Annotated in this window: 11 protein-coding genes; 4 read left to right on the top strand and 7 right to left on the bottom strand. The window is 63.3% G+C overall.

Annotation, left to right across the window (positions count from 1 at the left end):
- Positions 1-9 precede the first annotated feature (9 nt).
- The 3 genes from fepG to QM716_RS01820 are packed head-to-tail and all read right to left on the bottom strand — an operon-like array spanning position 10 to position 3,082.
- Positions 10-1,059: an iron-enterobactin ABC transporter permease gene (gene fepG / locus QM716_RS01810; RefSeq protein ID WP_283301957.1), complete on the bottom strand. Its 1,050-nt coding sequence runs from the start codon at positions 1,057-1,059 to the stop codon at positions 10-12.
- The gene (locus tag QM716_RS01815) at positions 1,056-2,198 is read right to left on the bottom strand and encodes a Fe(3+)-siderophore ABC transporter permease (RefSeq protein WP_283301959.1); all 1,143 of its coding nucleotides are present in this window, start codon (positions 2,196-2,198) and stop codon (positions 1,056-1,058) included. Before QM716_RS01815 ends, fepG begins: the two co-directional genes overlap by 4 nt.
- Positions 2,195-3,082 (bottom strand): siderophore-interacting protein, encoded by an 888-nt coding sequence (locus QM716_RS01820; protein ID WP_283301961.1) that lies wholly within the window; start codon positions 3,080-3,082, stop codon positions 2,195-2,197. Before QM716_RS01820 ends, QM716_RS01815 begins: the two co-directional genes overlap by 4 nt.
- 258 nt (positions 3,083-3,340) lie before the next feature.
- Between QM716_RS01820 and QM716_RS01825 the strand changes: the two genes are divergently transcribed.
- A complete protein-coding gene (locus QM716_RS01825) occupies positions 3,341-4,999 on the top strand; it encodes an ABC transporter ATP-binding protein (protein ID WP_283301963.1) in 1,659 nt (552 codons plus the stop codon).
- On the top strand, positions 4,996-6,753 hold the full coding sequence (locus QM716_RS01830; protein ID WP_283301965.1) for an ABC transporter ATP-binding protein: 1,758 nt from the start codon (positions 4,996-4,998) through the stop codon (positions 6,751-6,753). Before QM716_RS01825 ends, QM716_RS01830 begins: the two co-directional genes overlap by 4 nt.
- 43 nt (positions 6,754-6,796) lie before the next feature.
- Here the strand turns inward: QM716_RS01830 and QM716_RS01835 are convergent, their stop codons facing one another.
- Positions 6,797-7,621 (bottom strand): AraC family transcriptional regulator, encoded by an 825-nt coding sequence (locus tag QM716_RS01835; RefSeq protein WP_283301967.1) that lies wholly within the window; start codon positions 7,619-7,621, stop codon positions 6,797-6,799.
- 139 nt (positions 7,622-7,760) lie between these two features.
- Here QM716_RS01835 and QM716_RS01840 point away from each other — a divergent pair, with 139 nt between their 5' ends.
- Positions 7,761-9,251 carry an acetyl-CoA acetyltransferase gene (locus tag QM716_RS01840; protein WP_283301968.1) on the top strand — a complete coding sequence of 497 codons (1,491 nt, stop codon included), beginning with the start codon at positions 7,761-7,763 and terminating at the stop codon, positions 9,249-9,251.
- A gap of 64 nt (positions 9,252-9,315) precedes the next feature.
- Here the strand turns inward: QM716_RS01840 and QM716_RS01845 are convergent, their stop codons facing one another.
- On the bottom strand, positions 9,316-10,554 hold the full coding sequence (locus QM716_RS01845; protein WP_283301970.1) for an HNH endonuclease signature motif containing protein: 1,239 nt from the start codon (positions 10,552-10,554) through the stop codon (positions 9,316-9,318).
- 219 nt (positions 10,555-10,773) lie between these two features.
- On the opposite strand from QM716_RS01845, the gene QM716_RS01850 reads away from it, so the two are divergent.
- A complete protein-coding gene (locus tag QM716_RS01850) occupies positions 10,774-11,193 on the top strand; it encodes a TetR/AcrR family transcriptional regulator (RefSeq protein ID WP_283301972.1) in 420 nt (139 codons plus the stop codon).
- On the opposite strand, the gene QM716_RS01855 is transcribed toward QM716_RS01850, so the two are convergent.
- Together QM716_RS01855 and QM716_RS01860 are read right to left on the bottom strand one after the other, a co-directional pair.
- On the bottom strand, positions 11,190-12,998 hold the full coding sequence (locus QM716_RS01855) for an ABC-F family ATP-binding cassette domain-containing protein (protein WP_283301974.1): 1,809 nt from the start codon (positions 12,996-12,998) through the stop codon (positions 11,190-11,192). The genes QM716_RS01850 and QM716_RS01855 overlap by 4 nt on opposite strands.
- On the bottom strand, positions 12,998-13,933 hold the full coding sequence (locus QM716_RS01860; RefSeq protein ID WP_283301976.1) for a 4-(cytidine 5'-diphospho)-2-C-methyl-D-erythritol kinase: 936 nt from the start codon (positions 13,931-13,933) through the stop codon (positions 12,998-13,000). The genes QM716_RS01855 and QM716_RS01860 overlap by 1 nt, the downstream gene beginning before the upstream one ends.
- Positions 13,934-13,999: the final 66 nt, after the last annotated feature.

The following is a 13,999-nucleotide window of genomic DNA, read 5'->3' on the forward strand; positions in this document are numbered from 1 at the left end:
CTTCACCGATCACTGCTTACGGGCCTCTCGCGCGAGAAGCCAAACAAAATAGATGCCACCGATGGAGACGGTGACGACGCCGACCGGCAACTGCGTCGGTGCAAAAGCTCGCTGCGCCACCCAGTCGCTGACCATCAGCAGCGCTCCACCCATCGCCGCCGACGGCAGCAGGGTCACTCCGGCGCTACCGGTCAATCGTCTGACCAACTGCGGAGCGGCCAGCGAGACGAACCCGATGGGCCCGGCAGCAGCTGTCACCATGGCTGTCAGTGCGACGCCGAGAACAACCAGGGAAAGCCGGGTGGGTTCAGCCCGGACGCCGAGCGCCTTGGCGGCGTCGTCGCCCATCTCGAGCATCTGCATCCGCCTGCCCAACACCAGGATCAGCGGAATGAGGATGGCCAGCACGACAACCACCGGCCACACCTGAGTCCAGCCGAGACCGTTCAACGAACCGGCACCCCACACTGCGGCAGCCATGGCGTCGTCGAGCTTTGCCTTGAGGATCATCCAGGTGTTGACCGAGCCCAACATCGCGCTGATGGCGATACCGACGATGATCAGCCGGAACCCCTGCACACCACGCTTGTACGCAAGCAGGTAAACGACTGCAGCGGTGGCGATTCCGCCCACCAGAGCGCCGACTGCGATCTCGTAGTAAGTGCCACCGATGAGGAGGATGACCACCAGAGCGCCCGTGTACGCACCGGAATTGAAGCCGATGATGTCCGGGCTACCGAGCGGATTCCTGGTGAGCGACTGGAAGATCGCACCACTCATGCCCAGTGCCGCACCGAGCACCAGCGCCAACAGAACTCGGGGCAGACGCCATTCCACGACGACCATGTGGATACGCGCGGGAGCTTCGCCGAACAGTGCGCCGAGGACGTCCCCGATCGGCACCTGGTAGTCACCACTACCGAGGGCGATGACACCGATCGCCAGGGCAAGCGCAACGAGGATGAGGCAGACCGTGACCGTACGGACGTCGATCCGCGCGGACCAACCCTCTTTGGGTGAGCGCACCACTGTGGTGGGGCGCCCGAAGTCGATGCTCACAGGCCGCTCACCTTGCTTCGACGCACCAGCATGATCAGTACCGGAGCACCGATGAAGGCCGTGACGATACCAACCTGAAGTTCACCCGGGCGCAGCACGATTCGGCCGACGACGTCGGAGAAGAGGAGCAGAATCGGCGAGCACACCAACGTGTACGGAAGAATCCATCGCTGATCTGGCCCGACGAACCATCTCGCGACGTGGGGAACCATCAGACCGACAAATCCGATCGGCCCGGCCGCAGCTGTCGCCGCGCCGCACAGCAAGGTCACCGCAATGACGCCGAGGATACGAGTACGGGTGATGTTGGCACCGAGCGAACGAGCCAGATCGTCACCCAAGGCCACGGCGTTGAGTTGGCGCGCCAATGCGAGCGCCAGGAAGAGCCCGATGAGAATGAAGGGGGCAACGGCGAGAACGATTTCCAGCGAACGTCCGCTGAGTGAGCCGGCATTCCACTGACGCATCTGGTCGAAGGCAGTCGGGTTGAGCAGGGTGATGCCGGAAGAGATGCCGCCGAGCACCGAGCCGATGGCAACACCGGCCAGGGTCAGCCGAATGGGCGTCGCACCACCTCGGCCGATCGACCCCAGGGTGTAGACGATCGCCGTGGTAATCACCGCTCCGAGGAAAGCGAACCAGATGTACGACCAGATGCTGGTCAATCCGAAGACCGCGACGGCAACAACCATCGCGAACCCCGCGCCGGCATTGACACCGAGAATTCCGGGGTCAGCCAGGGGATTTCGTGTCATCGCCTGGATGAGGCCACCGGCCACACCGAGCGCCATACCGACTATCAGACCGAGCAGAGTACGCGGTAGCCGCAGGTCACGGATGATCACGTGATCATTGGAGTCGTCGTAGTTCAGCAGCGCGTCGATCACGGTGCCGAACGGAATGGTCTTCGATCCCACCGCGATACTCAGAAGGAGCACGGCGCCGAGCACCACCAGGCACACCAGAAGACCTGCCATACGACGAGAGTTGGTCGATACCAGCCCGTCCGGTTGCTTCTGCTTCTCTTGCAGCGACTCGTCGATCAGCTCTTCGGTGTGTTTGTCGACTGCGCTCTTGTCGGCCACGCTCGTGTCGAGAGTGCTTTTGTCGACAGCACTCTTGTCGAATCCAACGGTCACAGGCCGGCGCTCTCTAGAGTCTTCTCGACCTCGTCGCGGATCTCTTCCTCGTCGCGGTCCGATTCCCACGCCGCATCGAGTGCCGCGCGGACACTTTCGTCGAGGGCCTCGTACTTCGCGTTCCACACCTCGGCCTTGTAGGTCCAGTAGCCGATGACCTTGTACTGCTCACCCGGCAACTTCAGTTCGTGGCGAAGGTACTTGCGGATGTCACGGAGCATCGTGCTTTCGCCGGCCACCCACACGTATCCGAGATCGGTGGGCAGGTTCATCGCGCGAACCGCGTCCGGGAGTTTCGACGGTGCAACACCGTTGCCGCTACCGACAAGCCAGATGAACTCGACGTCGGCCGCGGAGGTGATCTGCTGCTTGTGAGACTCGTCCACCACCTCGACGATTGCCTTCGCGGACAGGCCGGCGGGCAACTGTTCGATCAGGCGCCCGAGGGCGGGGAGTCCAGTCGCGTCGGCAACGAATACCTGCCAGCGTGCGTCGGCCGGCGGCTCGTAGAGCCCGCGAGATTCGCCGATCGCCAACTTGTCGCCGATCTCGGCCTTCTGCGCCCAGTCGCTGGCGATGCCGCCCTCGTGAACGACGAAGTCGATCGTCATGCGGCTGGCTTCGGAATCGAACCGTCGCACGGTGTACGGCTGACACGGGGACGGTTCCTCGCCCTCCGGGTACCGCCAACCGCGCGGCGCGTCCGGATCTTCCGCCGGCAGAACGAACTTGCCCGTGGCCGGGACCGGGAAGTGGAGACGCAGGTATTCGTCACCGGTGCCGGTGGTTTCGAACGCGGTCAGCTCCTCCCCACCGAACACGATACGAACCATTCCCGGGGTCACGTACTCCTTGTGAAGTACCTCGCCGAACACAAGACTCACAACAATCTCCAACATCGATGGAACATGAACCGGACTCGAACACGAGGATCAATCCGACTTCCGGACATAGTTAACCCGCGCTAAGTAAGGTAGACCTTAATTTATTGCAGTGTTGTCGATGAGTCGACGCCTTCCCCGCCGCAACGGGGCCAACTACTATCGCGATTCGGCCACCGCCAGACGTATGGCCTGTTCACGACAAGTATTGGCACCTGTGTGACTTTCTGACTACCGCCCACGGTCCCTAGCGTGGACCCAGTGCTTTCGACACCACTCCTTTCGGCCGATACAAACGGTCCCCCAACCAGCCCGGCGATCACGCCGCGCCAGGTAATCACACGCGCGATCGCTTCCGAGGGACGCGGAACCAAGCTGGCGGCCGCGTCCGTCGGATTCACGGGCCACCAGGTCGCGGAAGCGTTGGTGCCGGTGGTGATCGGTGCGGTCATCGACCGAGCTGTGGCGACCAGCGATGCGGCAGCACTCGGAAAGTGGATCCTGGTTCTCGGAATTCTCTTCACCGGCTTGTTGCTCAGTTGGCGCTTTGCTGCGCGCATCTCCGATTCCGTTACCGAGCACGGAGCACACCGCTTGCGGATGGACATCGCGCGCCGAAGCCTCGATCCGCACGGAATGTCACCGCGGCGCATGCCTGGCGAGGTCTATTCGATCGCAACATCCGACGCGGGTTCGGTGGCCGGATTCACGCACACGCTGAGCACAAAACTCGCCGCTGCTTGCGGAGTACTGACCGCAGCGATCTCGCTGCTCGTGATCTCGGCACCACTCGGTCTGCTCGTCATCCTGGGCACTCCCCCGGTACTGGCCCTCATGCAGGTGGTCAGCCGACCGCTCGAACGCCGAGCCGAAACCGATCAATGGCAGGGCGCCAAGGCCGGTGCACTGGCCGCGGACCTATTGTCGGGCCTTCGAATCCTGTCCGGAATCGGCGCCGGAGACGCTGCAGCGCAGCGTTATCGGGGAGCCAGCCGGACTTCGCTGGAAGCAACCCTTCGCGCACAGCGATACCAAGCGATGTACTCCGCCGCGAACGTGGCGATCGCCGGCGCTTTCCTCGCCGTCATCGCGTACGTAGGTGGGCGGATGGCAGCATCCGGGAGCATCTCGGTCGGTGAATTCGTTGCCGTGGTGGGTCTGGCACAGTTCCTTCGCGGTCCGTTGATCGACATCATCTACTTCGGCGCCGGCCTGGCACGGGCCCGCGCTTCCGCCAACCGCGTCGCAGCGCTTCTCGGGACCGGCGAGGCTGTCATTCCCGCGAGTGAACCTGTACGCCTGCACCACTCGGAGTTCCTGGCGCTGCGTGACGTCGTGTTGGCCGGAATGTCACCGGTCGATCTCGACGTCAAACGTGGCGAGATCATCGGCATCGTCACCGAGAACGCCGCGTGGGCGGATGCATTGGTAGACGCACTGGCTCGTCGAATCGAGCCTTCGAGCGGAACGATTCATCTCGGCGACAATGCCATTCACGAACTGCACATCGATGAGCTCCGGACCCATGTTCTGGCTGCACCGCACGACGCAGCCCTGTTCATCGGCACAGTCGGTGACAATATCGAGGCACTCGCACCGATCGGCAGCCGCAGTGACGAGGCCATCGCCGCCGCTGCCGCAGATCAGGTGATCTCTGCACTTCCACTCGGCCTCGCCACACGAGTTACCGAGCAGGGAAATTCGCTCTCCGGCGGTCAGCGACAACGCATCGCTTTGGCGAGGGCACTGGCGAGCGAAGCTCCGGTCCTGGTGCTGCACGATCCCACCACTGCCGTCGACTCCGTCACCGAAGCGCGAATTGCACGCGGGATCGCCGAGGTGCGCGGTACTCACGCGACTCTTCTTCTGACCAGCAGCCCCGTGCTGCTCGATATCTGCGATCGGGTGATCGAGCTGTGAACGAACTACTCCCCACCGCAACACCGAAACAGGCACGCCGCGCAGCACTTCGGTTGATGGGTCCACACCGGATATCCGCCATCGCCGCCGGCGTCACTCTGACCGCTGCGACCGCGATCGGCCTGCTCACGCCACTGGCCCTCGGTGCGATGGTCGACGTCGTGACAGACGGAGACGGCGACACTGTCTCGCGCATCGGCACACTGACTCTCGCGTTGGTCGCCATCGCGGTTGCCTCCTCCCTCCTCGTCGGAGTCAGCAACTATCTGCTCGCCGGTGTCGGCGAACGTGTTGTCGCTGACCTACGCGAAGAAGTTGTCGTCCGGGTTCTCGATCTTCCGCAGAGCGACGTCGAACGAGCAGGGCGCGGAGATCTCGTCTCCCGTATCACCGGGGACGTCCGCTTGGTGACCCGCGCTGTATCCGAAGCACTTCCGGTTTTTGCCACCGCGGCACTGACCATCGTGTTGACCCTGATCGGATTGGGTAGCCTCGATTGGCGATTCGCCGTCGCCGCGGTGATCGCGGCGCCAATCCAGATCCAGGCGCTGCGCTGGTATCTCTCGAGGTCGGCACCGGTCTACCGAGAGGAGCGAGAGGCGGAAGGTGCACGTGCTCAACAGCTCCTGGACTCACTGAGCAACTCCGACACCGTCGGGTCACTACGTCTGGCTCAGCCCCACCTGGAACAGATCGAATCTCGATCGATGGCGGCCGTCCGGCTCAGCTTGTTGACCACGCGTCTACGCACCAGGTTCTTCGGCCGGCTCAACATCGCCGAGTTCATCGGCCTGTCCGCCGTGCTGATCACAGGCTTCTGGCTGGTGAGAGACGGTCAGATCAGCATCGGCGCCGCCACCGCCGCAGCATTGTTCTTCCACCGTCTCTTCGATCCGGTCGGCGCGGTTCTGAGCGTGTTCGACGAATTGCAGGAAGGCACAATCGCGTTGGCTCGGCTGGTCGGAGTCACGCTTGCGCCTGTGCCACCCGCGCCGTCCGATCCACATGAACCTGTCGACAGCTCAGCATCTTTGGAAAGCGTGACATTCTCGTACCGTAGCGGCGATGCTCCTGTTCTGCGCGACATCGACATCGCCATTCCGGCAGGGACCGTCACAGCACTCGTGGGCGCAACCGGAGCCGGAAAATCGACGGTGGCAAAACTGATCGCGGGAACCTACGAGCCGACCGAAGGCGTCGTGAAGATCGGGAATGTTCCTCGGAACGAATTGCCACGGTCGACTTCTCGAAGCGCGGTGGCCCTCGTGACGCAGGAGGTCCACGTCTTTGCCGGCACGTTGGCCGAGGATCTACGGCTGGCCGACCCCTCCGCAACCGACGACGACATCAGCGCAGCGCTCGAAACCGTCGGCGCGTCGGATTGGCTGCGGGCACTGCCGGGCGGACTCGAAACCGTAGTCGGGGACGGTGGACATCGACTGACCGCGACACAGGCACAGCAACTCGCGTTGGCGAGAATCGAATTGCTGGATCCGCCACTGCTGATTCTCGACGAGGCGACCGCCGAAGCGGGCAGCGCCGGAGCCAGGGTCCTCGACGATGCCGCGCTCGCTCTGACCCGGGGTCGCACAGCTGTCACAGTGGCGCACCGACTCTCACAGGCCGTCGACGCCGACCAGATCCTGGTGATGGACGACGGCCGCGTCGTCGAGCAAGGTTCTCATGACGAGTTGGTCAACCTCGGGGGTCGGTACGCGGAGCTGTGGGAAGCATGGTCCACGCCGCGGCGTTGACCGCGACGGTTGCACCGGGCACTTCCGTCCGGTGCGACCTATCTCAAGCGTGCAGAAGGTACGGCACCGATTCGGGTGCCACACTCCCCTTGTTCATCATGCTGCCGGGCGTACGGCCGGTGACCCGGCGGAACACTGCAACAAACGCGCTCGGGGTTTCATACCCGACGCGCCTACTGACAACCGAAACCGGCACTCCAGCAGCCAGATACGTCAGTGCTGCGCGGACTCGAATCTGAATTCGCCACTGTGCAAAGGTCATTCCCGTGCCCTGAGCGAACACGCGCGTCAACGTCCGGACACTGCCGCCAGCCGTCAGTGCCCATTCCGACAGCGACCGCTGGTCTGCCGGATTGGCGACCAACGCTTCGGCAACGAACAGCGCCCGCGGATCGGTCGGCATCGGAACCTCCACCGCAGCAACTTCGAGCGGCTGCAGCATGTCGAATGCCACCCGCTCGGCGCGACTACGCGCCTCGTCGGGCATGTTCCGCCGATGCATGTGCAGGAGTACCTCACGCAGGAGAGCACTGACACCGAACAGGCCCGGAACGCCCGAGGGCGCGGCGTGAGCCTCGGGCCGGAAGTAGGTACAGAAGAATTCGGTACCCGGACCCGCCTTCACCGCGTGCAGCGCGCCGGCAGGCAACCACAGCCCCGCCGAAGGCGGAACCTCCCAGGTGATGCCGTCAGCGACAACCGTGAGCATTCCGCCGGAGTTTCCCCAGATCAGCTCATGTTCGGGGTGGCGGTGCGGTGCCCATTGCCGCTGGTGAGAGAGCTTCAGAGTCACCGTTGTCATCGAGTAAGGGTGATCGATGGAACGCGGCCCCACGGGCACCGAAATTCTCTCTGCCACAGCTGTCATGATGACGAGTATAGGACTTTCGTTAGGCATACCTAAATAGGATCCTGAAAAATGTTGAGTGTCACCCGCGAGTTACATATACCGCGGGCCCCGATATCGTGACTGCAACTCCCGGCTACGGGCCGGCAACGAGAGGTACATGATGGTTGACGCATCACGAATCCCGGTCATCGTCGGCGTCGGCGATCTGCGCTGGAACCCAGCCGACGGGCACCGCGAACCTCTCGATCTGATTCACGACGCCACGGTCGCCGCCTTGAACGACAGTGGACGCACTGAGCTGGGAACACAGATCGATTCCGTGTACGCGGTCAAAACCGTCAGCTGGTCGTACGACGATCTCCCCGGACTGCTCGCCTCACGACTGGGCGCGACTCCCACGATCACCTCGACCTCTCCGATCGGTGGTCACTGGCCCGCGGCGATCCTCGATCGGATCGGCGCGGCCATCGCCCGCGGTGAATCCTCGGTTGCTCTGCTCGTGGGCGGAGAATCGCACGCCAGCAGCACTGCGCTGCGAAAGTCGGGAGTCACCCCCGACTCGATCGGGTGGACAGCAGCGCCGGGTGGGCCTCCCGGATTTGATCCGACCGACCTGGGAAGCCCCGAAATGCAGCGCGCCGGTTTCATCGTGCCGACGCGCGTCTACCCGCTCTTCGACAACTGTTTCAGTACTGCCGAGGGCCACGGCGCCGGCGAATCGCTCGCCTGGTCCGCGAGGATGTACGCCGCGTTCTCGGAGCTGGCGTCGAAGAATCCCGCTTCCTGGACGTCGGAGATCCGATCGGCGGAAGAGATCGGCACCGTCGGCCCCCGCAATCGGATGGTCTCCGAGCCGTACCCACTGATGCTCAACGCCATGCCCTTCGTCAATCAGGCTGCGGCCGTTGTCGTCTGCTCATTGTCGACGGCCATCGAATTCGGTATCGACGAAAGCAAACTGGTCTACCTCTGGGGCGGCGCGGGTGCCAGTGATCCGTTGGACATCCTCAGCCGCAACGGCTTCGACAATTCAGCCGCGATGCACGACGCCGTGCATCGCACACTCGATGGTGCCGGAGTCGGCGCCGAAGCACTCGACATCGTCGATGCCTACAGCTGCTTCCCGATCGTGCCCAAGCTGTTGATCCGCGAACTCGGGCTCGCAGATACCGCGATCCCGAGCGTCACCGGGGGTCACTCGTTCTTCGGTGGGCCACTCAACAGCTACACCCTGCATTCTGTCGCCGAGGTCACCAGGCGAATTCGTGACGGCGCCAACCTTGCCCTCGTCCACGGAAACGGTGGATTCCTCACCTACCAGCACTGCGTACTGTTGTCCGCCGCTGCTCATGCTGACGGGTACGTCGGCGAACCCGACGCACGCGCGTTAACTGCGGAGGCTCCGGAACTGATCACTGATTACAAGGGCACTGCGGAAATAGTCACTGCCTCTGTCGAATACGGCCGCACTGGCGAGCCTGAGATCGGGTTCGTGATCGCAACAACGCCAGACGGCCACCGCGTCGCCGGTCACACTGGTCCCGAGAATGCCGCCGAGTTGACCCAACTTCGCGGCAACAACCCGCCGGCTATCGGGCGAACCGTTCACATCAGCGACGAGAACGGGCGACTCACGCTCACGTTCTGACACTAGACAGCCGTAGCACCGGGGCATGGTGATGCCCCGGTGCTCACTATTCGATTGGCGATGGTCACGCCGCTGTGGGTGGGCTGTTCCCGCCGATCGGATGTTGATACGGGTCGATCGACATGGGTGGATAGAACACTGTTTTCCGATCGGGGCCGATCTCCACTCGCCACTCCGTGTGGTGCATCGTCCGATGATGATGACCACACAACAAGATCAGATTATCGAGATCCGTTGGGCCACCATCACTCCAGTGAACAATATGATGAGCATCGCACCACCCCGATGGTGTCCCGCAACCCGGGAATGCGCAACCGCCATCGCGTACCGCCAACGCCCGCCTTTGCGGAACCGTCGCCGTTCTTGCTTCCTTGCCGCACTCGAGCGGAACACCGTTCTCGTCCAACAGAATCCGAGTGATGGTGCAGTCGCAGGCCAACATCCGGGCGGTATCGATGCTGATCGGACCCACCCAGTCGGTCCATGCAAACCCGAGCTCTTGAGTAGAAGGTAGTAGATCTTTCAACGCTTTGAGGTCGGTCATGTCCTTTGCCGACGCGGTGACCGTGATGTGCGGTTTCACGCCGCCTTCGATCGGACCCAACCCCGCCCGCTCGTACCGCCGCAACAACTCACAGAACCCGTCCGCCCGCCGTAGCGCCGGAGTACGAGCGTCCTTCACGCCGTCTTTCTCCGGCGTCGGCGCCGACAAACTCGACAACAACGTGATCAGACGGGCACCGTTCACGGCATCCAAATCACCCTTCACCGACACACGCCCGTACAAGCCTTTCGACGCGTAGAACTCGTTTCGTTCCGAGTCTTCCCCCACCGGAACGCCGTCCTCGCGTCTTCCGTACTGCTTCTCGATCCGGCGGATCGCCGCCCGCACCACATCACAATCCGCAATGTTCTTCGACGCCAACCCCAACAAGATCCCGCGGGCCTTGTCCACATCCGCCGGCGTCATGTTCTTCGGCGGATGCTGACAAAACGACGCCACCTGGCGGGCTTTCAACGCATCAACCTCCCCGCGGTGAAACGCATCCGCCACAACAGGTTCAAGCAGAAGCAACCGCGCCAACCCGACCAGCAGACTGCACTCACCGATCTCCAAATTCGTCGAACCATGCAACCACTGCGCAATCGCCCGAAAACCCTTCCCGACCACAGTCTCCCGGGAAAACATCTCCACGATCAGCAACACCATCCGCGACTGCAACTCGTGCCGGACGCGCACCAGATCCAGAACCTCACTCTCGAGATCCTCACCATCCAGCTGCCACGCTTCCCGACTGTCCATACCGAAAGTTTAATCGAACATACTTTCGATAACCAGAGACATAACGGACAACTTCAAGAAGGTGCACGACCCGAGACTTGTTGAAGTACATCAACATTCACCTAACCGTCGAACACCACGCGATAGAGGACATATCCCGCGAAACACACAATCGCAACAACGCACAGCACAAGCAGGATGTCGAAAAAGACGGGCCGGGTTGGGTTTCGGGCTTGGTCCATGAGGGGTGTCGAGGACGAAGCCGGCGTGCCACACGGCAGCGCACGGCACTACTTCGCGAACCAACGTGGACTGATAGTCGAAGTGGTGCGACACCTTCTGGACGGCGATCTTCCTCGCCCGGGCGAGACGCCGAAGCAACAGGTTGCCCGGTGGCTGGGGCCCGAGTCCGGTCGCACTCGTGCTCGCTACGAACTGATCATCGCGTCATTCCACGATCCCGACCTCGCAGTGGAACTGGTGCGTGGTCGGGATCGATTTGTTGCCATCTTGATCGAACGCGGCATGACTTCGTCCGATGCAGCGGAATTGGTCGCAGCACTGGACGGGCTCGTTCTGGACGCTCTGCTGCGTAGGCTGGCGCCGGAGACCTTGGATCCAGAGCGAATCGTCAAGAAGTTCGGGGCGAAGTTCCCCTAGCCGTCCAGCTCGGCGAACAGCTCCATCCACTGCTCTTCAGCGGCTTCCTTGTCGGCGATGACCTGCTTGAGTTCGGCGCCGAGCTTCTGCAACTTGTCCGGGTCGGTGGCCGCGTCGGCGAGCGAAGCGTGCAGCTTCTTCTCGCGGTCGTCGAACTTCGCAATGGATCGCTCGAGCTTCGAAAGTTCCTTGCGTGCAGCGCGATCGGCAGCACCGTCGCGAACCTGCTTGCTCTTCGACGCCCCGCTTGCGGTGGAGGCCACGGAGGGATTGTCGCCGTCACCCATCGCTGCGCGTCGACGCAGGTAGTCCTCGATACCGCCGGGAAGGTTGGTGAGCTTGCCGTCACCGAAGAGCGCCCAGGTGGTGTCACAGATACGTTCGATCAGGTACCGGTCGTGCGAGATGACGACCATGGTGCCGGCCCAGCCGTCGAGCAAATCTTCGAGCTGCTGCAGCGTATCGATGTCGAGATCGTTAGTGGGCTCGTCGAGCAGAAGGACGTTCGGCTCTGCCATCAGGACACGCGTCAACTGCAGGCGGCGGCGCTCACCACCGGAGAGATCTCCGACCGGTGTGCGCTGACGGGCCGGCGTGAAGCCCAACCGCTCCGCGAGCTGACCGGCCGATACGTCCTTGTCGCCCAACGTGATTCGCTCGGCAACGTCCTTGACTGCGTCGAGTACCCGCATATTGGTCGGCAGGTCGTCGAGTTCCTGCTTGAGCCAACCGATGTGGACGGTCTGTCCCTGAATGCGCTTTCCGGCTGCAGGCTCGAGTTCGCCGGCCAGCGTCCGCAGCAAAGTCGTCTTGCCCGAGCCGTTGACGCCGACCAGGCCGACACGCTCGCCCGGCGCCAGCCGCCAGGTCAGATCCTCGACGAGTACGCGGCCGTCCGGGGTTTCCAGACGAGCGTCTTCGAGTTCGATGACGACCTTGCCGAGCCGACGCTGCGCGAACGACGCAAGCGCCACCGCGTCACGAGGTGCCGGAACGTCGGCGATCAGGGCTTCTGCTGCTTCGATGCGGTACTTCGGCTTGGACGTACGGGCGGGAGCACCGCGGCGCAGCCACGCCAGTTCCTTGCGCGCAAGGTTGCGTCGACGCTCTTCGGACGCATCGGCCTGACGGGAACGCTCGGCGCGGGCGAACACCCAGTCGTTGTAGCCACCCTCGTAGCTTTCGACGCCGCCACCGACAACCTCCCAGGTGCGAGTGGCTACGGTGTCGAGGAACCAGCGATCGTGGGTCACGACAACAAGCGCACTGCGACGTGAGACGAGGTGCTCGGCCAACCACTGAACACCTTCGACATCGAGGTGGTTGGTGGGCTCGTCGAGCACCAGCAGATCGAGGTCCTGAACAAGAGCTGCAGCCAGCGCGACGCGGCGGCGCTCGCCGCCGGACAGTCCGTCGACCTTGGCGTCCAATGCGGACCGTTCGCCACCGGCACCCAGGTTGTCGATCCCGATACCCGAGAGCACTGAACGGATGCGCGCATCGCCGGCCCACTCGTGCTGAGCTACTCCGAGCGGCCCAAGGACCACTTCACCGACAGTGGAGCCGGGAGGCAGTACACCGCGCTGTGTCACGACGGCCATACGCAATCCGCCGACGCGGCTCACGCGTCCCGAATCCGGCTGCTCCACGCCCGCGAGGACCTCGAGCATCGTTGTCTTGCCGCCACCGTTGAGGCCGACGACGCCGATGCGCTCGCCTTCCTCGACGCCCAGGGAGACCCCGTCGAGCAACGGCTTGACGCCGAAAGACTTCGACACGTTTTCCAGATTGATCAGATTCGCCATCAGTGCTGTCCCTTTGCCGCATTGTCGAGTATTCGTGCTCCGGGAACAGGTCCGCTCGCCACGCGAACGGTGCGGCACACCCCCGCTCCCGCAAGTTCTGCGCTCACTTCCACCGCGGACTGTGCGTCGGCGCAGAGAAAGGCGCATGTCGGTCCGGAGCCGGAGACGATGCCGGCCAAAGCTCCGGCTTCGACGCCCGCTCGCAGCGTCCGTCGTAGATCCGGGTTGAGTGAGAGTGCTGCCGCCTGCAGATCGTTGCCGAGGAGCGGCGCAAGCAGATGAGCGTCGCCGGTGGTGAGCGCCTGAATCAATGCGTCGGCACTACCCAACCGTTTCGGGGAGCCTTCGGCCCGAAGCTTGTCCAGTTCGCGGAACACGACCGGTGTGCTCAAGCCGCCCTTGGCCAGCGCCAACACCCAGTGAAAGGTGTGGCGGGTCAAGACGGTGACAAGTTGTTCGCCGCGGCCGGTCCCGAGGGCGGTTCCACCGTGCAGGGAGAACGGAACGTCGCTCCCGAGGCGTGCCGCGAAGGCGTCGAGATCAGGTCGTGAGAAGTCGAGCTTCCACAACGAGTTGAGCGCAACCAACGCGGCGGCCGCGTCGGCGCTCCCGCCGGCCATTCCGCCTGCGACGGGGATGCCTTTCTCGATGACGATCTCGACGTTCGCGGCCACGCCACCCTCGACCGCGAGCATCTCGGCGGCACGCCACACGAGATTGGTGCGATCGGTAGGCACGGCCGCGGCGTCGTCACCGATAACCCGCACGGTCAGGGTGTCCGCAGGCGCCACCGTGACGGTGTCTGCCAGCGACAATGCCTGAAACACCGTCGTCAGTTCGTGATAGCCGTCGTCGCGCAGGTCCCCGACGGCAAGGTGGAGATTCACCTTGGACGGGGCCCGGACGACTACGGGGCGAGGAACGACGGAGAGCACAAGGAACAACAATAGGCGCTGCGAACACCTGGGCGAAAACCTGCGACCGGGGCACCTGCCGTCGCG

Origin of the sequence: Rhodococcus sp. IEGM 1409, from assembly GCF_030056735.1 — a bacterium.
Classification (GTDB): domain Bacteria; phylum Actinomycetota; class Actinomycetes; order Mycobacteriales; family Mycobacteriaceae; genus Rhodococcus_F.